At 63.4% G+C, this 16309-nt stretch carries 17 protein-coding genes and 1 tRNA gene; 9 read left to right on the plus strand and 9 right to left on the minus strand.

Annotated features, from left to right (window positions below):
- Nucleotides 1–98: 98 nt before the first annotated feature.
- Nucleotides 99–287: a DUF6324 family protein gene (locus KUV51_RS03490; protein ID WP_222520216.1), complete on the minus strand. Its 189-nt coding sequence runs from the start codon at nucleotides 285–287 to the stop codon at nucleotides 99–101.
- Between the two features lie 71 nt (nucleotides 288–358).
- Here KUV51_RS03490 and KUV51_RS03495 point away from each other — a divergent pair, with 71 nt between their 5' ends.
- From KUV51_RS03495 to KUV51_RS03505, 3 genes are all read left to right on the plus strand, one after another.
- Entirely contained in the window at nucleotides 359–841 is a 483-nt protein-coding gene (locus tag KUV51_RS03495; RefSeq protein ID WP_222520217.1) for a GNAT family N-acetyltransferase, read from the plus strand.
- 43 nt (nucleotides 842–884) lie between these two features.
- A tRNA-His gene (locus KUV51_RS03500) sits at nucleotides 885–961 on the plus strand.
- Between the two features lie 234 nt (nucleotides 962–1195).
- The gene (locus tag KUV51_RS03505) at nucleotides 1196–2710 is read left to right on the plus strand and encodes an ABC-F family ATP-binding cassette domain-containing protein (protein ID WP_222520218.1); all 1515 of its coding nucleotides are present in this window, start codon (nucleotides 1196–1198) and stop codon (nucleotides 2708–2710) included.
- Here the strand turns inward: KUV51_RS03505 and KUV51_RS03510 are convergent.
- Nucleotides 2707–3009 carry a DUF6476 family protein gene (locus KUV51_RS03510; protein WP_222521225.1) on the minus strand — a complete coding sequence of 101 codons (303 nt, stop codon included), beginning with the start codon at nucleotides 3007–3009 and terminating at the stop codon, nucleotides 2707–2709. The genes KUV51_RS03505 and KUV51_RS03510 overlap by 4 nt on opposite strands.
- Here KUV51_RS03510 and KUV51_RS03515 point away from each other — a divergent pair.
- From KUV51_RS03515 to KUV51_RS03525, 3 genes are all read left to right on the plus strand, one after another.
- Entirely contained in the window at nucleotides 3008–4033 is a 1026-nt protein-coding gene (locus KUV51_RS03515; RefSeq protein WP_222520219.1) for an RluA family pseudouridine synthase, read from the plus strand. The genes KUV51_RS03510 and KUV51_RS03515 overlap by 2 nt on opposite strands.
- Before the next feature lie 219 nt (nucleotides 4034–4252).
- The gene (rpoH, locus tag KUV51_RS03520; RefSeq protein ID WP_222520220.1) at nucleotides 4253–5149 is read left to right on the plus strand and encodes an RNA polymerase sigma factor RpoH; all 897 of its coding nucleotides are present in this window, start codon (nucleotides 4253–4255) and stop codon (nucleotides 5147–5149) included.
- 356 nt (nucleotides 5150–5505) lie between these two features.
- On the plus strand, nucleotides 5506–6216 hold the full coding sequence (locus tag KUV51_RS03525) for a class I SAM-dependent methyltransferase (protein ID WP_222520221.1): 711 nt from the start codon (nucleotides 5506–5508) through the stop codon (nucleotides 6214–6216).
- Nucleotides 6217–6227: 11 nt separating this feature from the next.
- On the opposite strand, the gene KUV51_RS03530 is transcribed toward KUV51_RS03525, so the two are convergent.
- Complete coding sequence (locus tag KUV51_RS03530) at nucleotides 6228–7403, minus strand: dipeptidase (protein WP_222520222.1); 1176 nt, start codon at nucleotides 7401–7403, stop codon at nucleotides 6228–6230.
- A 136-nt stretch (nucleotides 7404–7539) separates the two neighbouring features.
- Here KUV51_RS03530 and KUV51_RS03535 point away from each other — a divergent pair, with 136 nt between their 5' ends.
- Nucleotides 7540–8538: a Gfo/Idh/MocA family protein gene (locus tag KUV51_RS03535; RefSeq protein ID WP_261385629.1), complete on the plus strand. Its 999-nt coding sequence runs from the start codon at nucleotides 7540–7542 to the stop codon at nucleotides 8536–8538.
- A gap of 46 nt (nucleotides 8539–8584) precedes the next feature.
- A complete protein-coding gene (locus KUV51_RS03540; protein ID WP_222520223.1) occupies nucleotides 8585–8854 on the plus strand; it encodes a DksA/TraR family C4-type zinc finger protein in 270 nt (89 codons plus the stop codon).
- Nucleotides 8855–9004: 150 nt separating this feature from the next.
- Here KUV51_RS03540 and KUV51_RS03545 read toward each other — a convergent pair whose 3' ends face one another.
- The 6 genes from KUV51_RS03545 to KUV51_RS03570 all read right to left on the minus strand — a co-directional run bounded on the left by KUV51_RS03545 (nucleotide 9005) and on the right by KUV51_RS03570 (nucleotide 15675).
- The gene (locus KUV51_RS03545) at nucleotides 9005–10825 is read right to left on the minus strand and encodes a M3 family oligoendopeptidase (protein WP_222520224.1); all 1821 of its coding nucleotides are present in this window, start codon (nucleotides 10823–10825) and stop codon (nucleotides 9005–9007) included.
- A gap of 139 nt (nucleotides 10826–10964) precedes the next feature.
- Nucleotides 10965–11822: an amidohydrolase family protein gene (locus KUV51_RS03550; RefSeq protein ID WP_222520225.1), complete on the minus strand. Its 858-nt coding sequence runs from the start codon at nucleotides 11820–11822 to the stop codon at nucleotides 10965–10967.
- Entirely contained in the window at nucleotides 11815–13407 is a 1593-nt protein-coding gene (locus tag KUV51_RS03555) for an ATP-dependent DNA ligase (protein WP_222520226.1), read from the minus strand. Before KUV51_RS03555 ends, KUV51_RS03550 begins: the two co-directional genes overlap by 8 nt.
- Entirely contained in the window at nucleotides 13404–14405 is a 1002-nt protein-coding gene (locus KUV51_RS03560) for a ligase-associated DNA damage response exonuclease (RefSeq protein ID WP_222520227.1), read from the minus strand. The genes KUV51_RS03555 and KUV51_RS03560 overlap by 4 nt, the downstream gene beginning before the upstream one ends.
- 38 nt (nucleotides 14406–14443) lie before the next feature.
- Nucleotides 14444–15385: an alpha/beta fold hydrolase gene (locus KUV51_RS03565; RefSeq protein ID WP_222520228.1), complete on the minus strand. Its 942-nt coding sequence runs from the start codon at nucleotides 15383–15385 to the stop codon at nucleotides 14444–14446.
- Entirely contained in the window at nucleotides 15385–15675 is a 291-nt protein-coding gene (locus KUV51_RS03570) for an SCP2 sterol-binding domain-containing protein (RefSeq protein ID WP_039686077.1), read from the minus strand. The genes KUV51_RS03565 and KUV51_RS03570 overlap by 1 nt, the downstream gene beginning before the upstream one ends.
- Before the next feature lie 74 nt (nucleotides 15676–15749).
- On the opposite strand from KUV51_RS03570, the gene KUV51_RS03575 reads away from it, so the two are divergent.
- The gene (locus tag KUV51_RS03575) at nucleotides 15750–16307 is read left to right on the plus strand and encodes a tetratricopeptide repeat protein (RefSeq protein ID WP_222520229.1); all 558 of its coding nucleotides are present in this window, start codon (nucleotides 15750–15752) and stop codon (nucleotides 16305–16307) included.
- Nucleotides 16308–16309: the final 2 nt, after the last annotated feature.

Consider the following 16309-nt stretch of genomic DNA (forward strand, 5'->3'; position numbering starts at 1 on the left):
TGGGGTAAAGCCGCGGCGCGCGTGTCAGGTTGCCCCCACCCAGTGAGACCTGCGCGCGCGTCGCATGATGCGGGCCGTTCCGTTCGGGATGGCCCGCCTTAGCGTTTCAGCGCGCCTGCCGCCTTGGCTGCTGCCTTGATTTCGTCCGCAATTTCATTGGCTTCTTCGGGGTCGAAATCCATCGGGATTTCAATGCCTTTCGCCTCGACATAGATGCGCACCATGCCTGAGTCGGTGGGCCCGATCTGCAGGTTGGCTTCGATATCGCTTTCGTTGTTGATACCCATGGTCATCTCCGGCGGACAGTAAGCGCGCGTGCTAGCGTGATCGAGATTGAAAGGCAAGCTATGGTGGGGGAATGACAGATGTGAGTTTGCGCCCGTTTCAGGCCGTCGATACCGATTGGCTGGTCGAACAGCATGGTGTGCTTTATGCCCGCGAAGCTGGCTTTGACGACAGTTTCGGGCCGCTCGTCCGCTCGATTCTGGAGGCGTTCAATGCGGACAATGATCCCGCCTGCGAGCGGGGGTGGATTGCGGAAGCCGACGGCGTGCGCCTCGGGTCCATCTTTTGCGTGCGTCACGATGAGGTGACGGCCAAGCTGCGTCTGTTTCTGCTGGTGCCGGAGGCGCGGGGCAGGGGTGTGGGCCGGATGCTGCTGGATCGGTGCATGTCGTTTGCGCGCGAGGTGGGGTACGAGGGCATGACCCTGTGGACCCATGAGAGCCACGAGGCAGCTTGCGCGCTCTATGCCCGTACGGGCTGGCGCTGCACCCGGTCCGAGCCCGTGCATTCATATGGGCAGGATTTGGTGGAACAGACATGGATTTATCGGTTTTGACAGTCTTGCAATCGGCGCAGAGCGTCGGTATTTGACCCTCAGTGCCGCCGTAGCTCAGTTGGTTAGAGCGCCTGATTGTGGATCAGGAGGTCCCCCGTTCGAGCCGGGGCGGTGGTACCATCCCTTCAAAAGGCCGTTGATGAGCACTTGGCAATATGCGCCGGGCGCTTTAGCGTTGGTCCAGGTTCAAATTCTACAAAGGGAGGGCACACGCTGAGCATGCGCATCATTCGCCGACTTCAGCATGGTCCCCGCTACGCCCTGTAAATCCGTTTGCAGGGCTGGCCACAGGTAATCTGATCAACGGTCTGCCCGGAGCCGCGTTGCGGCACGTCTTTTTGATCCGAGATCCCTATGGCCATCCTGAACCTGAATGCCTTGGCGGTGACGCTGAGTGACCCGCTTTTTTCCAACCTTGATCTGACCATTTCGAAGGGCGACCGCATTGGTCTGGTGGCCCCAAACGGCGCGGGCAAGTCGACCCTACTGGCCTGTATGGCCGGTCAGCTTGATCCCACCGGCGGCGACATCACCCGCGCCCGTGGCCTGCGCATTGGCCATGTGAAACAGGACCTGCCGGATGAGGCGCTGCGCAGCACCATGTATGATTGGGTGCTGGCTGCCTTGCCGCCCGAGCAGGCGGATTACGAAAGCTGGCGGGTGGATGTCGTCTTGAACGATCTGTCCGTGCCCTATGAGTTTCAGCACCGGTTGCTGTCGGAGTTGAGTGGCGGGTGGCAGCGCATGGCGATGCTGGCTGCCGCCTGGGTGACCGAGCCGGGGCTGTTGTTGCTGGACGAGCCGACCAACCATCTGGACCTGCACCGCATTGCGCTGTTGCAGGGCTGGATGGCGGCGCTGCCGGGCGATCTGCCGGTGGTTGTGATCTCGCATGACCGGGCGTTTCTGGATGCGGTGACGGGTGCCACGCTGTTTTTGCGGCCCGAGCAGTCGCGGTTCTTTGCCCTGCCGTTTTCAGCGGCCCGGGCGGCGTTGGAGGAGGCGGATGCCGCTGATGCCCGCCGCTTTGCCAATGATGTGAACAAGGCGCGGCAGTTGCGGAAGCAGGCGGCGAAATTGAAGAATGTGGGGATCAATTCAGGCTCGGACCTGCTGTTGACCAAGACCAAGCAGTTGACGGAACGGGCCGAGAAGATGGAGGCGGCGGCGAAGCCTGCCTATGCCGCGAGCCATGCGGGTGACATCAAGCTCGCCAACAGTGGCACCCACGCCAAGGCGTTGATTACGCTGGAGGATGTGGCGGTTGAGACGCCGGATGGGAGGCTCTTGTATCGCACGGGGCGGAAGTGGATTGCGCCTGGGGATCGGGTTGTGCTGCTTGGGTCGAACGGGACGGGCAAGACGCGGTTGGTGAACATGATTGCGCGGGCGTTGGAGGACGAAGTGCCGGGGGTGAAATGTGCGCCGTCAGCGGTGGCGGCCTATTCCGACCAGCATCTGGGGCAGCTTGCGGATGATGACACGCCGATGCAGGCGGTCACGCGCGCCTTTGATATTGGCGACCAGCGGGCGCGGGCTGTGCTGGCCGGGGCTGGGGTTGCGTACCGGATGCAGGATACGCGCATTGGTGCGCTGTCTGGTGGGCAGAAGGCGCGGTTGGCGATGCTGGTGTTGCGTTTGAAGACCCCGAATTTCTACCTGCTCGATGAGCCGACAAACCATCTGGATATCGAGGGGCAGGAGGCGTTGGAGGCTGAGTTGATTGCCCACGAGACCTCATGCCTGCTGGTCAGCCACGACCGGTCGTTCCTACGCAATGTTGGCAACCGGTTCTGGTGTATTCAGGAGCAGAAGCTGGAGGAGGTGGAGAGCCCGGAGGCGTTCCTCGCGTCCGAGATGGCGGGTTAGTCTGCCGCCGTCTGTACGTCGATGCTTTGCCGCAGGGTGCCTGTGACCTGGTCGAAGATCAGGATCTGGTCGTCTGCTGTCACCACTGCGTACCAGTCCGAGCCGATGGTGAAGGCCGTCGCCGTCTTGCCGTCGGGCAGGGTGATTTGATCGGGCAGGGGCAAGGGGGCGGGGTCTGCGTTCAGCCGGATGACAAGCAGCGCGACCACCGTTACAACGCCCCCGATCATGATGATCGTCAACACGGTCACCAGCCGCCGCAGAAAGGCGAGGTTGGCCGGAAGCTCTGGGGTATCCATGTCGTCCACGCGCCTGTCCTTTGTCATTGCGGCTGATCCGCCTGCGCGTCTTGATAAGGCCATCGCGCGGGACGTGCCAGAGGGCGCGGCCTTGTCCCGGACGCGGTTGGCGCGGTTGATGGCGGATGGTGCGGTTGTGGTCGATGGCGCGGTGGCGTCGGACCCCAAGGCCAAGGTGGCCGAGGGGGCGGTCGTCGAGGTGACGGTCGAGGCTGCCGAGGAGAGCCATATCGGGGCGGAGGATATTCCGCTGGATGTGGTGTTCGAGGATGCCGACCTGATTGTCGTCAACAAGCCTGCGGGCATGGTAGTGCATCCGGCCCCCGGCTCGCCCTCGGGAACGTTGGTGAATGCGTTGATGCATCATTGCGGGGATGATCTGTCGGGCGTGGGAGGCATGAAGCGCCCCGGTATCGTGCACCGGATCGACAAGGATACGAGCGGGCTGCTGGTGGTGGCAAAGTCAGATGCGGCCCATCACGGGCTGTCCGGTCAATTCGCCAAGCACAGTGTCGAGCGGTACTACCGCGCGCTGGTGTACGGTGTGCCCGATGGCAATGACCCGCGCTTGCGCGGGGTGCGCGGTGCGTCGTTTGAGCCGGGCAATGTGCTGAAGCTGACGACGCAGCTGGCCCGGCACAAGACCGACCGGCAGCGGCAGGCGGTGCTGTTTCAGGGCGGGCGGCATGCGGTGACGCGGGCGCGGTTGGTGGCGCGTTATGGCACGCCGCCGGTGCTGAGCCAGATCGAGTGCTGGCTGGAGACGGGGCGAACGCATCAGATCAGGGTGCATATGGCCCATGCGGGACATGGCTTGGTCGGTGATCCGACCTATGGCGGCAAGCGCAAACTGGCGCGTGGGGCGCTGAGCGAGGCGGCGGCGGAGGCTGTCATGGGCTTTGACCGGCAAGCGCTTCATGCAGCGGTTTTGGGCTTTGAACATCCGATTTCGGGAGAAATGTTACGCTTCGAGGCCCCGTTGCCGCAGGATTTTGCCGACTTGCTTGGCGTTTTGGGCAGCTGAGCGGGAACCGTCCGTTGATGTAACGCTTTCTTTACAAAGCGCTGTAACGAACAGCACATGCGCGTGAGAGCACGGGTCTGGCCCTGCAAGTCCGGGCTTTGGCGTGCCATATTCACACTGCGACGACCTCCGCCCCTTGTATACGGAGGTACGCCGTCCCATATGGAATGTTAAGCCCGTAAACATCACGTAGATATCACAGGGCACAGGAGGGACATTATGGCCAATTACGCAAATCTTCCCGCACCCACACCTGAGGGCGGTCTGAACCGCTACATGCAGGAAATCCGCAAGTTCCCGCTCTTGGAGCCGGAAGAGGAATACATGCTGGCCAAGGCCTGGGTCGAGAAAGAGGACACAGGCGCGGCCCATAAAATGGTGACGAGCCACCTGCGTCTCGCCGCCAAGATCGCCATGGGCTATCGCGGCTATGGTCTGCCGCAGGCCGAGGTGATTTCGGAAGCCAATGTCGGTCTGATGCAGGCCGTGAAGCGGTTCGACCCTGAGAAGGGGTTTCGTCTGGCCACATACGCGATGTGGTGGATCCGCGCGTCGATCCAGGAGTATATCCTGCGGTCGTGGTCGCTGGTGAAGCTGGGCACGACATCGGCGCAGAAGAAGCTGTTCTTCAACCTGCGCAAGGCCAAGGCCAAGATCGGCGCGCTTGAAGAGGGCGATTTGCACCCCGAGAATGTCAAGCAGATCGCGACCGATCTGGGCGTGACCGAAGAGGAAGTCATCAGCATGAACCGCCGTTTGTCGGGTGGCGATGCGTCGTTGAATGCGACCGTCGGCTCCGAAGGCGAGGGGGCCATGCAGTGGCAGGACTGGCTCGAGGATGAGAGCGCCGACCAGGCGGGCGACTACGAGGCACGCGACGAGTTGGAAGTGCGCCGCGAGATGCTGGCCGAGGCGCTGGACGTGCTGAACGAGCGCGAGAAGGACATCCTGACCCAGCGCCGTCTGGCCGATGCGCCGGTGACGCTGGAGGATCTGTCGACCCAGTATGGCGTGAGCCGTGAGCGGATCCGCCAGATCGAGGTGCGTGCGTTCGAGAAGCTGCAGAAGAAGATGCGCGAGATTGCCAAGGCCAAGGGTTTGATGGCGTCGGCTTGAGCCGCGGGGCGCATCAGGATGCGCCTTACGAGTTGGGAAGGGCGTCCGGGTGGGCGCCCTTTTTTGTTTGTGTTGGTGCGTTTGGCGGAACGGCCCTTCCCTCTCGGTGGCAAAGCCACCTGACGGGCAATGGGGTAGGATTTTTTTGAAACAGGGAATTTGCAGGCGAAACGCCATGGGGCGGCGTTTCGCCTGCAAATGGGCGGAGCCCCGGACCGGTCCTCTCCGGCACTGCTGTGCGATACGCTGCCTGGTAGTACGTTTGAGCGACAATCGGCATCTTTGCGCCGCCCCATAGCGCGTGCTGAACCAAGCCGCCCATCGCAGCTGCCCCGCCGCCATGTTACACCGCTGACATGACAGAGTGGGACCGAGCGGCACAGGCCTGGATCGAGGCGCAGGGCACGCAGGGGGATTTCAGCCGCAGGCGTGTTCTTGATCCGCCGATGCTGGCGCGAGTGTACGGGTTTGCGCCTGCCCATCTGCTTGACCTTGGCTGTGGAGAAGGCCGGTTCTGCCGGTTGCTGGCGGGCAAGGTTGGCACTCTGGTTGGGCTGGACCCGTCTGCGGCTCTTTTGACGCGGGCGTCCGAGTTGGGCGGTGCGCGGTTTGTGCAGGGGCGGGCGGAGGCGTTGCCTTTTGCGGATGGCAGTTTCGATATGGTCGTCGCCTATCTGAGCCTGTTGGATATCGAAGGGATTGAGGCGGCGCTGGACGAGGTCGTGCGTGTCCTGCGCCCCGGCGGGCGCTTTCTGATCGCGAACCTCACCGGCTTTGCCACCGCCTCCGACATCAAGTCGGGCGGGTGGCGTATGCTGCCGGATGGCGGGCGCGAGATTGTCGTACGCCGCTATCTTGAGCCTCATCCTGTTCCTGCAGAATGGAGGGGGATTGCCGTCACCAATTGGCACCGGCCCTTGTCATTTTACATGCGCCAGCTTTTGCAGCGGGGCATGGTGCTGACGCATTTTGACGAGCCAGCGGTGCCGGACCCGCAGGACCTGAAGGAAGAGGCGTACAACAACGCCCCCTATCAGGTGATGATGGAGTGGCAGGCGGCGGGGTAGGCTCTGCCTGCTCAGTTCAGCCGCGCCCTCAGGACGCGCACCATGTTCCCGCCCATGACCTTGGCGATGGTGGGCTCGTCCAGTCCTGCCGCGAGCAGGGCGTGGGTGAGGCTGGCGAGTTTGGAGGTGTCGAAGGCCGTGGTGACGGACCCGTCGAAATCGGAGCCGAGCGACACGTGGTCGGCGCCCACGGTGCCGATGGCCTGGACAATCATGGCGGCGATGGCCTCGGGCGTCGCATCACGGCAGAGGATGTCGCCCCAGTAGCCCAGCCCGATCACGCCGCCGGTAGAGGCGACGGCCTGCATCAGGTCGTCTTCGAAATTGCGGGTGACGGGGCAGAAGCCGTGCAGGCCGGTGTGGCTGACGATCACCGGCATGTCGGTCATCGCGATGGCGTCGCGGGCCACGGCTGGGCTGGCGTGAGCGAGGTCGAGGACCATGCCGCGCGCTTCGATTTCCGCCACGACTTCGCGCCCGAAGTCGGTCAGTCCCATGTCGCGGGTCCCGTGGAGCGAGCCGCCAAGTTCGTTATCAAAGAAGTGTTGCAGGCCGATGATGCGGTGGCCTGCGGCCTCGATCCGGTCGAGATTGGCCATGTCCCCTTCGAGCGCGTGGGCCCCTTCGATGCCCAGCAGGCCACCGACCGCATTGCTGCCGGACGCGCGGGCGGTGAGGTGGGCGTCCAGCTCTGCCTGCGAGGTGATGACTGTCAGCCGATCCGGCACCCGCGCGGCGACCTTGTGCAGCCGCTCGGCCTGGTAGATCGCGCGTTCGGCGAGCGACCCCCAGGTGCGGGGCGGCCACATCTGGCCGATGGCCAGCGGGGTGATGTTGTCGAAGGTCTCGGCCGAGTTGGCTTCGTAATTCTGGCCTGCTGGCGACTTGGTCACGGCGGCGAAGACCTGAAGCGCCACGCCGCCTTCGATCAGGCGCGGGATGTCGACATGGCCGCGCTCCGCCCGGTGTTCGATGCTGCGCTTCCACAAAAGGCTGTCGGCGTGCCAGTCGCCGACGACCAGCGTGTCGTGCAGCGATTGGGCGGTGTCGGAGACCGGGTAGGGATCGTGCGGTACAACGGCGTTGCGCCCCTTTTCCACGTAGCCCGGTGCGAAGGTCAGGAAGGCGGTGATGGCAGCGACCAGAATGATGCCCAGTCCGATGAGACCACGTTTGATCCAGCGCATGATGCCCTCCCGCCTGTTTGGTACCCAGTTTAGGCCGGGCGACGTTCTGCAGGCCAGCTTGACGGCGCGGCATACGGCGGCTTGTGCGTGGTTGGGCAGGCGATAAGGTGGATTTTCACATTTGGAGGACGGGTTATTGGAACCGATCAGATGGGGTATTCTGGGCGCCAGCGGTTTTGCCCGCCGGGATATGGCGCCTGCCATTAACGCGGCACAGGGCGCGGAATTGGTGGCGCTGGCCACGTCTTTGTCAAAGAAGGCCGACGGGTTCCGGGCGTTCTGTCCGTCGTTGCAAGTGCACGACAGCTACGAGGCGCTGTTGGCCGATCCGGACATCGATGCCGTTTACGTGCCCTTACCCAATCACCTGCATGTGGAGTGGTCGCTGAAGGCGCTTGAGGCGGGCAAGCATGTGCTGTGCGAGAAGCCGATGGCAATGGCTGCCGGCGAGTACGAGGCGCTGATCGCGGCGCGTGAGGCGTCGGGCCGGTTTGCGACCGAAGCCTATATGATCGTGCATCATCCGCAGTGGCAGCGGGCGAAGGCGCTCTATGAGGAGGGCGCCATCGGGCGGCTCATCCATGTGGAGGGGCTGTTTGGGTATGACAATGCGGATGAGCCCGGTAATGTGCGCAACAAGCCCGAAACGGGGGGCGGGGGCATTCCCGACATCGGCGTTTACACCTACGGATGCACCCGCTGGCTGACCGGCGAAGAACCGGTGGAAATCACCCATGCCGACGTGGATTTCGAGAATGGTGTCGACGTGTTGGCGCGCGTGTCGGCGCGCTTTCCATCCTTTTCTGCCCATTGGGTCAATTCGATGCGGATGCACCCGTGCCAGGAGATGACCTTTGTCGGCTCCGAAGGCATCATCAAGCTGACTGCGCCGTTCAACCCCGCACGGTTTGCGACTGCGCGGCTGGAACTGCAGCGCAATGTGCACGGTGGGGCCGGGGGTGCCGCGGTGATCGAGGAACGCTTTCCGGGTGTGGATCATTATGTGTTACAAGTAGAGGCCTTTGCCGCCCATGTGCGGGATGGCACCCCCTATCCCTGGCATCTGGAGGATGCGCGTGGGACGCAGGCAGTGATTGATGCTGTGTTTGCCAAGGTGGGGACTGCCGGTGGCTGACCGGCCCTTCGGGGAGGATTTTTTTGAAACAGGGAAGGGGCATCTGATGGCAGGTGGTTGGGCCAAGGACGGGGCGGTGTCGGAGCAGATCGAGGCGTCGATTTCAGACGAGCTGGCGCGGATGAAGGCGCGCCGCGCGCCGGTGGGCGAAAGCCTGACCCATTGCGCCGAGTGCGAAGAGCCCATTCCCGAGGCGCGGCGCGCGGCCATCCCCGGTGTGAAGCTGTGCGTCGACTGCGTGGCCGAGCGGGATGCCGCGTTCAAGGCGCGGGGCGGGATCAACCGGCGCGGGTCGAAGGACAGCCAGTTGAAGTGAGGGCGCCGGTTCTCCGAAGGCTACGCACTGCGGTCTTTTGAGATGTGAACGGTTGGGCACCGGAGCCCGCGGGCCAAGAGATGGCACAGGGCGCGGGATGAGGTGAAACCACCCGCGCCTCACTATTGATTGATGCGCTTGCGCCTTCTGTCAGCTCTCCATCGCTTCCAGATCGTCGATGAAGCCCGAGATCATGCTCAGCCCCTTGTCCCAGAATTTGGGGTCGGAGGCGTCGAGGCCGAAGGGGGCCAGAAGCTCCTTGTGATGCTTCGAACCGCCCGCCTTGAGCATGTCGAAATACTTGTCTTCGAAACCGGGCGTGCCTTCCTCGTAGACCGAATAGAGCGCGTTCACGAGCCCATCGCCGAAGGCGTAGGCGTAGACGTAGAAGGGCGAGTGGACGAAGTGGGGGATGTAGGCCCAGAAGGTTTCGTACCCGTCCATGAATTCGAAGGCGGGGCCGAGGCTTTCGCCCTGCACGCTCATCCAGATGCCGTTGATGTCTTCCGGGGTCAGCTCGCCACCCCGGCGCGCCTCGTGCAGTTTGCATTCGAAGTCGTAGAAGGCGATCTGGCGCACGACGGTGTTGATCATGTCCTCGACCTTGCCCGCCAGCATGACCTTGCGCTGGGCGTCGTCCTTGGCGCCGTCGAGCATTTTGCGGAATGTGAGCATTTCGCCGAAGACGGAGGCTGTTTCGGCGAGGGTGAGCGGGGTGGACGACAGCATTTCGCCCTGGCCCGCCGCCAGCACCTGGTGGACTCCGTGGCCGAGTTCATGGGCCAGCGTCATCACGTCACGCGGTTTGCCCAGGTAGTTGAGCATCACGTAGGGGTGCACATCCGTCACTGTGGGATGCGCGAAGGCACCGGGGGCCTTGCCCGGTTTGACGCCCGCGTCAATCCAGCCCTTGGTGAAGAAGGGATGCGCCAGTTCACCCATGCGCGGGTCGAAGGCGTTGTAAGCGTCCATGACGGTTTTCTGCGCTTCGTCCCAGTCGACGATGCGCGGGTCTTCCATGGGCAGGGGGGCGTTGCGGTCCCAGACCTGCATTTTTTCGAGGCCGAGCCATTTGCGTTTCAGCTCGTAATAGCGGTGGCTGAGTTTGGGGTAGGCGGCGACAACGGCGTTGCGCAGCGCCTCGACCACTTCGGGTTCGACTTGGTTCGACAGGTGGCGACCTGTCTGGGCGGTGGGCATGCCGCGCCAGCGGTCCAGTATTTCCTTCTCCTTGGCTTGCGTGTTGTGGACGCGGGCGAAGGTCTTGATATTGCCCGAGAACACCTCGGCCAACTCCCGGGCGGCGGTTTCGCGTTTCTTGCGGTCGGGATCGGTGAGGAAGTTCAGCGTGCCTTCGATATTCAGCGCCTCACCGTCGATGTCGAAGGTCAGCCCGGCGATGGTTTCATCGAACAGACGCTCCCACGCGTCGCCGACGACGCCGAGGTCGTGCAGGAACTTTTCCAGCTCGTCGGAAAGTTGATAGGGCTTCATGGCCCGGATCTTGTCAAAGACGGGTTTGTAGCGGGCGAGGTCTGTGTTCTGGTCGAGCAGCCCGTTCAGGTGGTCGTCTTCGAGGCGGTTCAGCTCAAGAGTGAAGAACACGAGCGGCGTTGTGAAGTTGGTGATCTTCTCCTGGCAGTCGGACATGAATTTCGCCCGGCCCGCGTCGGTGGTCAGCTGGTAGTGGCGCAGGCCCGCAAAGGACATGATGCGCCCGGCCACCTGGTTGATCCGTTCCTGCCGCTGGATGCAGTCGAGCAGCCCCTTGGCGTCGAGTGTGTCGAGCTTGCTTTCGTAGTCCGTGGCAAAGCTCTTGCACGCCTCTTCCAGCCAATCGAGGTCGCGTTTCAGTTCGGCGGCATCTTCGCCGGTGTAGAGGTCATCAAGGTTCCATTCGGGCAGGTCACCAAAGGGCTGGTCCCCCGTGCTAGCGTTGGCGTCGCGGACGGGGAAGGGGAGTTGGAACATGTGTTGGCACCTTTGGTTACGTGTTGCGCCCATAGGTATGGGGGTGTGTGCGTGGGGGCAAGGGTTTCGCCGCAGCGCGCTGCGGCGACCGGCTGGGGGCCAGCCCCCAGACCCCGTCGTATTTTCAGTCAGAAGAAGTCTATGGGGCAAATAGGGTGTTGGGCGCGTCGACGAAGATTTTTTGGCGTTCTTCTTCGGTGGTGATGCTGCTGAGACTGTCGGCCAGCTTGGCGGCTTGCGGCATCTGTGCACCATTGAGCATGATGTGCGGCCAGTCGGAGCCCCAGAGGCAGCGGTCAGGGTTGGCGTCGATCAGGCGGCGCATGAGAGAGTGGGTTTCGGCTATGTTGTCCGTGAGCCGGTAGGGGGCTGACAGTTTGATGTAGGCGTGCCCCTCGGCCAGCAGGGCGCAGAGCGTGTCGATGGCTTTCGTGTTCGGATTGAGGTCGGTGGGCCAGCCGCAATGGTCGATGACCAGTGGGACGGGCAGGGCGCGGATGTCGTTTGCCAGTTCTTCGATGTGTTTGTCTGCGTGCAGGAGCATCTGGATGTGCATGCCGTGGTCGGCGAGCGCGGGTGCCATCGCTTTGGCGCCCTCCCATGTGAGCACGCCACCGTGGACGTAGTTCAGGCGGACGGCGACGATGTTGTTGTCTGCGAAGTGTTTGACGTCTTTGGTGGCAGCGCCATCGGGGAGGAGGCCGACGCCCTTGAACCCCTTGCCCATGGCGCGGACGGCTTCCAGCGTGACGGTGTTGTCGGTGCCGTAGAGGATGGAGTGGACGATGAGGCTGTGGGTGCAGCCGAGCGCCTCCAAATGGGTGCTATAGCGGCTGAGCCAGCCGTCGAAGTCGATGTCTTCGGGCGGGTTCTGCGCGCGGGTGGGCGAGAGCGGGTGTTCGGGGCCGCCGAGCAGGTGGACATGGGCGTCCCATGCGCCTGCAGGCAGTTTGGTTTCGGGGGAGGTCGGCGCGGGGGGCGGCGGGGCGCTATCCATAAATGCTCAGCATCTCGTTCAGGTCATCGAGGCTGTTGGCCTCAGACACGGGTTTGTCGTGCCGCCATCGTGACATGCGTGGAAAGCGCAGCGCCACCCCCGATTTGTGCCGTGTGGAGGCTTGTATCCCTTCGAACGCGATTTCGAATACGTGGTGCGGCGTGACCTGCCGCACCGGGCCAAAGCGTTGCTGGGTGTTCTTTTTGACCCAAGCCGTGATCTTGCGGAATTCCTCGTCCGTGAGGCCGGAATAGGCTTTGGTGAAGGGGACGAGTTCGTTGCCTTTCCAGACGGCGAAGGTGAAGTCGGTGAAGAGATTGGCGCGCCGCCCGTGGCCGGACTGGGCGTAGATCATCACCGCGTCGATGGTGAGCGGGTCAAGTTTCCACTTCCACCAGTCGCCCTTTTTGCGGCCCGTCAGATAGGGGCTGTCCTTGCGCTTGAGCATCAGCCCTTCGGCCTGCGCATCGCGGGCGGTGCTGCGGGTGTCAGCCAGCGCATCCCATGTGTCGAAGGGCACCGTTGGGGACAGTTTGACGGGGGCGTCGGTTGGCAGGGTTTTGCAGAGATGTTCGAGGGTTGTGCGCCGTTCTGAAAGTGGTTTCTGGCGCATGTCCGCGCCTTGCCACTCCAGCAGGTCGTAGGCGTAGAGGATCACGGGCGCCTCGGTCAGCAGCTTCTTGGGCACCGTCTTGCGCCCGATCCGCTTTTGCAGCGCGTTGAAGTTTTGCGGGGCGCCGTCGCCCCAGGCGAGCAGCTCACCGTCCAGCACCGTGCCATCGGGGATGAAGTCGCGGGCGCGGGCAAGCTCGGGGAAGCGATCAGTCATCAGCTCTTCGCCGCGGGACCAGACGAAATGCTCGCCGCCGCGCAGGATCAGCTGACCGCGGATGCCATCCCACTTCCAGTCAGCCTGCCAGTCGGCGGGGGCGCCGAGATCTTCGGGGGCGTCTTCCAAAGCGTAGGCGAGGTAGAACGGATAGGGGCGCGAGGCGTTGGCGGCGGGGTCGTCTTCCTCGATCAGTTGGGCCCAGGTGGTCGTCGCTGGGTCCCAGTCGCCCATCAGGCGGTGCGCCATCTCGGCCTCGTCCTTGCCCGTCGCGCGGGCCAGCGCTCGGGTCATCAGCTTTTGGCTGACCCCGATGCGGAAGCCGCCGGTGAGGAGCTTGTTGAACAGGAAGCGTTGGGTGGGGTCGAGGCTGCGCCACGCCTCCAGCACAAAGGCTTTGCGCTCCGGCTCTTCCACCTGAGAAAGATCGCGCAAGGCATTGATCCAATACGTCAAACCGTGATCGGTTTCGGTTTCCGGCGGCGGCAGAACCAGTGCGATCGTCTCGGCCAAATCGCCAACGATTGGATAGGCCTCTTCGAACAGCCAAAGCGGGATGCCTGCCACCTCCGCGCCCCATTCGCGCAGACGGGTCGTGTTGACTGCCCGCTTGGGGCGACGGCCGGAAAAGATGGCGATGGTCCAGATGCGATCCTCTTCCGGGGCTAGTTGAAAGTAGTCGGTGAGGGCCGCGACCTTTACGGTGGTCTTGGTCGATTGGTCGATGGCGTTGAAGAGCGCGGCGAAGCGTTTCATGCGGCTTCGTCCTCGGCATCTTCGCCGCCGAATTCGGTTTGCAGAACTTGCGCGTTCCAGCCTTGATCGTTCAGAAAGCGGGTGAAGATTTCCGTGTAACCATGTGTGACATATATGTTTTCGGCTTCCGTTTCCTTGATCGCCGACAGCAGGCCCGACCAGTCGGCGTGGTCGGAGATGACAAAGCCGCGGTCGCCTGCGCGCCTGCGCCGGATGCCGCGCAGGGCCATCCAACCGGAGGCGAAGGCGTTTTCCTGTGCGCCGAATTTGCGCGCCCACGCCGAGCCGAGCGCCGAGGGTGGTGCGAGGACCAATCCGCCGGGGTGCGCCTTGTGATCGAAATCTGCCCCGGCTTGAATCGTATCGGGCAGGACGATGCCTTGCCCGCGCATCACGGCATTTGTGTTCTCGATGGCCGTGTGGGTCAGGATCGGGCCGATCTCGGGGTTCAGCATGGACATGAGCCGCTGCGCCTTGCCCAGAGCGTAGCAGCCCAGAAAGGCGGTCTTGCCTGCAGCCTGACAACCCGCCCACCAGTCGTTGATTTGCTGCGCGATCACCGCCTGTTCCTGCCAGCGAAAGACCGGCAGGCCGAATGTGCTTTCGGTGATGAAATGGTGGCATTTGACCGGCTCGAAGGGCGTGGACAGCCCGTCATCGACCACCTTGTAGTCGCCCGATGCGACCCAGACTTCACCTGCCACCTCGACCCGGATCTGGGCGGAGCCGGGAACGTGCCCTGCCGGGTGGAAAGAGACCTTGGCGCCGCCGATGGTGAGTGTCTCGCCATAGCGGACGGTGTCGATGGACACATCGCCCAGACGGTGGTGCATCACGGGCGCGGCAATATCCGTCGCCAGATACGACCCCATCCCCCAGCGCGCGTGGTCCGCGTGGCCGTGTGTGATCAGGGCGCGATCCACGGGCTTCCACGGGTCGATGTAGAAATCGCCAGACGGGCAGTAGATGCCAGCGGGGGTGAAGGTCAGCGCGCTCATGGCCGCCAACTTAGCATGTGAGCAGGGTCAGACCAGCCTCAGGCGGCGTCGGCGAACCGGTGGGCAAGCGTGTCGAAGATGCCGGCACGGGTGCGGGCATCTTCCATCAGCACCTCGTGTTCGCCGTTCTGGATCTGGTGCAGGTGCCCATCGTCCCAGCCGTCCATGCGCTGATGGATGCGGCCCACGTGCACGATGCGCTCGTTCGTGCCGACGAAGGTATCGCAGGGCAGGTTTGGTGCCGGCATGCGCGACAGGGCGAGAGTTTCCTGCAACGCCTCGCGCAGCCAGACAAAGCTGGGACCGCCCAAGGCAAGCTCGGGGTGGGCCGTCAACTGGTCGCGCATCATGTCGAACATCTCGATGTCCGTGGTCAGCAGGTTGTCGTCGAAATCCGACGTCAGAACATAGCTGTCGATGATGGTGCCGGGGGGCAGGCGGTGGCCCTGACCGATGACCGGCATCATGTGGCCAAGGGCCCATGCGACGGGCCGCAGGTGGGGCGAGATGCGGATGCCCCACATCGGGCCGGTGAACCCGGCGGCGTTCACGGGCAGCCCTTCGTAAAGGGCGCGCAGGCCGATGCACCCACCCATCGAATGACCCAGCAGGAAATAAGGCTCTGGCAGGCGCAGCGTGCGGGCGGCGTCAACCACGGCGGCCACGTCGCGCTGGTAGTCCGAAAACTCGTTCACGTGCCCGAGGCGTCGCTCTTCGTGCAGCCGGTCGGCAAGGCCCTGACCGCGCCAGTCCACCGCGATGGTGGCAAAGCCGCGTTCGGCCAGCGCCCCGGCGGACGGGGCGTATTTTTCAACGTATTCGGTGCGCCCGGGGAACATAAGCACCGTTCCCTTCGCGCCATCGGGCCGCCAGCAGCCCACGCGGATGCGCACGCCGTCCTCGGCCCGGAGCCAGTAGGCGGAACCGGGCAGGGGCGCGGGATGCACATCCGTGAAAAGGGGGGCGGCCTCGAACGTCATCAGGCGAGGACGGACGCCAGCTTCATCGCCATGCCCATGTCGCCATCGACCTTGAGCTTGCCGGTCATGAAGGCGGAGGTCGGGTTCGTGTCCCCTTCGAGGATCGAGCGGAACGTGTCGGCATCGGCGGACAGGGTCACGTCAGCCGCCTCGTCTGCCGCGCGTGCGCCGCTGGCGTCCATCATGATCGCGCCTTCACCTTCGATGTCGAACTTGGCGGTGCCGTCGAAATCGGCGCCTGCCAGCTTTTCGTTCAGCACGGCCACGGCTTCGGTCACTGTGTCACTCATCTTTGATGCCCTTTTCGGTCTGGGGCCGGGTGCAGTCTCTGGATTTTGCGGGCCGGCCTGTTACATTCCCTGTTATGGGCACACGCACACGCAAACTCTACCCTGTCGTCACGGCACTTCTAGTTACAGTAGGGAATTCCTTACCCGCCGTTGCACAATCAACGGTTGACGAGATGCTGGAGGCGTTGCAGAGCGCCGAACCGGCCGAGGCGACGCGCCTCACCCGCGAGATCGAGCGGGAGTGGGCGCAATCGGGTTCGACCGCGCTCGACATGCTTTTGCGCAGGGGCCGCGATGCTCTGGAAGAGCAAAAGCCCGATATTGCCATCGAACATCTGACCGCGCTGATCGACCATGCGCCGGATTTTGCCGAAGGCTGGCACGCCCGCGCGACGGCCTTTTACATGAAGGACCTGTACGGCCCGGCCATCAGCGATCTTGAAAAGGCGCTGACGCTGAACCCCGACAACTACAACGCCATGTTCGGGCTGGGCGTCATGTTCCAGGAATTTGGCGACAACATGCGGGCCGAACAGGCGTTTAGCCGGGTTCTCGACTTGCATCCGCACCATGAAAACGCCACGAAGGCGCTCGAGCGGCTCAAGGCCGAAGGCATCGGCCGCACGCTATAAGT

It is taken from the genome of Tateyamaria omphalii (assembly GCF_019802125.1).
Classification (GTDB): domain Bacteria; phylum Pseudomonadota; class Alphaproteobacteria; order Rhodobacterales; family Rhodobacteraceae; genus Tateyamaria; species Tateyamaria omphalii_B.

Bases quoted from the DNA above. Each gene is read 5' to 3' on its own strand.
- KUV51_RS03490 (WP_222520216.1), bottom strand. From the start codon at position 287: ATGGGTATCAACAACGAAAGCGATATCGAAGCCAACCTGCAGATCGGG.
- KUV51_RS03495 (WP_222520217.1), top strand. From the start codon at position 359: ATGACAGATGTGAGTTTGCGCCCGTTTCAGGCCGTCGATACCGATTGG.
- KUV51_RS03505 (WP_222520218.1), top strand. From the start codon at position 1,196: ATGGCCATCCTGAACCTGAATGCCTTGGCGGTGACGCTGAGTGACCCG.
- KUV51_RS03515 (WP_222520219.1), top strand. From the start codon at position 3,008: ATGTCGTCCACGCGCCTGTCCTTTGTCATTGCGGCTGATCCGCCTGCG.
- KUV51_RS03510 (WP_222521225.1), bottom strand. From the start codon at position 3,009: ATGGATACCCCAGAGCTTCCGGCCAACCTCGCCTTTCTGCGGCGGCTG.
- rpoH (WP_222520220.1), top strand. From the start codon at position 4,253: ATGGCCAATTACGCAAATCTTCCCGCACCCACACCTGAGGGCGGTCTG.
- KUV51_RS03525 (WP_222520221.1), top strand. From the start codon at position 5,506: ATGACAGAGTGGGACCGAGCGGCACAGGCCTGGATCGAGGCGCAGGGC.
- KUV51_RS03530 (WP_222520222.1), bottom strand. From the start codon at position 7,403: ATGCGCTGGATCAAACGTGGTCTCATCGGACTGGGCATCATTCTGGTC.
- KUV51_RS03540 (WP_222520223.1), top strand. From the start codon at position 8,585: ATGGCAGGTGGTTGGGCCAAGGACGGGGCGGTGTCGGAGCAGATCGAG.
- KUV51_RS03545 (WP_222520224.1), bottom strand. From the start codon at position 10,825: ATGTTCCAACTCCCCTTCCCCGTCCGCGACGCCAACGCTAGCACGGGG.
- KUV51_RS03550 (WP_222520225.1), bottom strand. From the start codon at position 11,822: ATGGATAGCGCCCCGCCGCCCCCCGCGCCGACCTCCCCCGAAACCAAA.
- KUV51_RS03555 (WP_222520226.1), bottom strand. From the start codon at position 13,407: ATGAAACGCTTCGCCGCGCTCTTCAACGCCATCGACCAATCGACCAAG.
- KUV51_RS03560 (WP_222520227.1), bottom strand. From the start codon at position 14,405: ATGAGCGCGCTGACCTTCACCCCCGCTGGCATCTACTGCCCGTCTGGC.
- KUV51_RS03565 (WP_222520228.1), bottom strand. From the start codon at position 15,385: ATGACGTTCGAGGCCGCCCCCCTTTTCACGGATGTGCATCCCGCGCCC.
- KUV51_RS03570 (WP_039686077.1), bottom strand. From the start codon at position 15,675: ATGAGTGACACAGTGACCGAAGCCGTGGCCGTGCTGAACGAAAAGCTG.
- KUV51_RS03575 (WP_222520229.1), top strand. From the start codon at position 15,750: ATGGGCACACGCACACGCAAACTCTACCCTGTCGTCACGGCACTTCTA.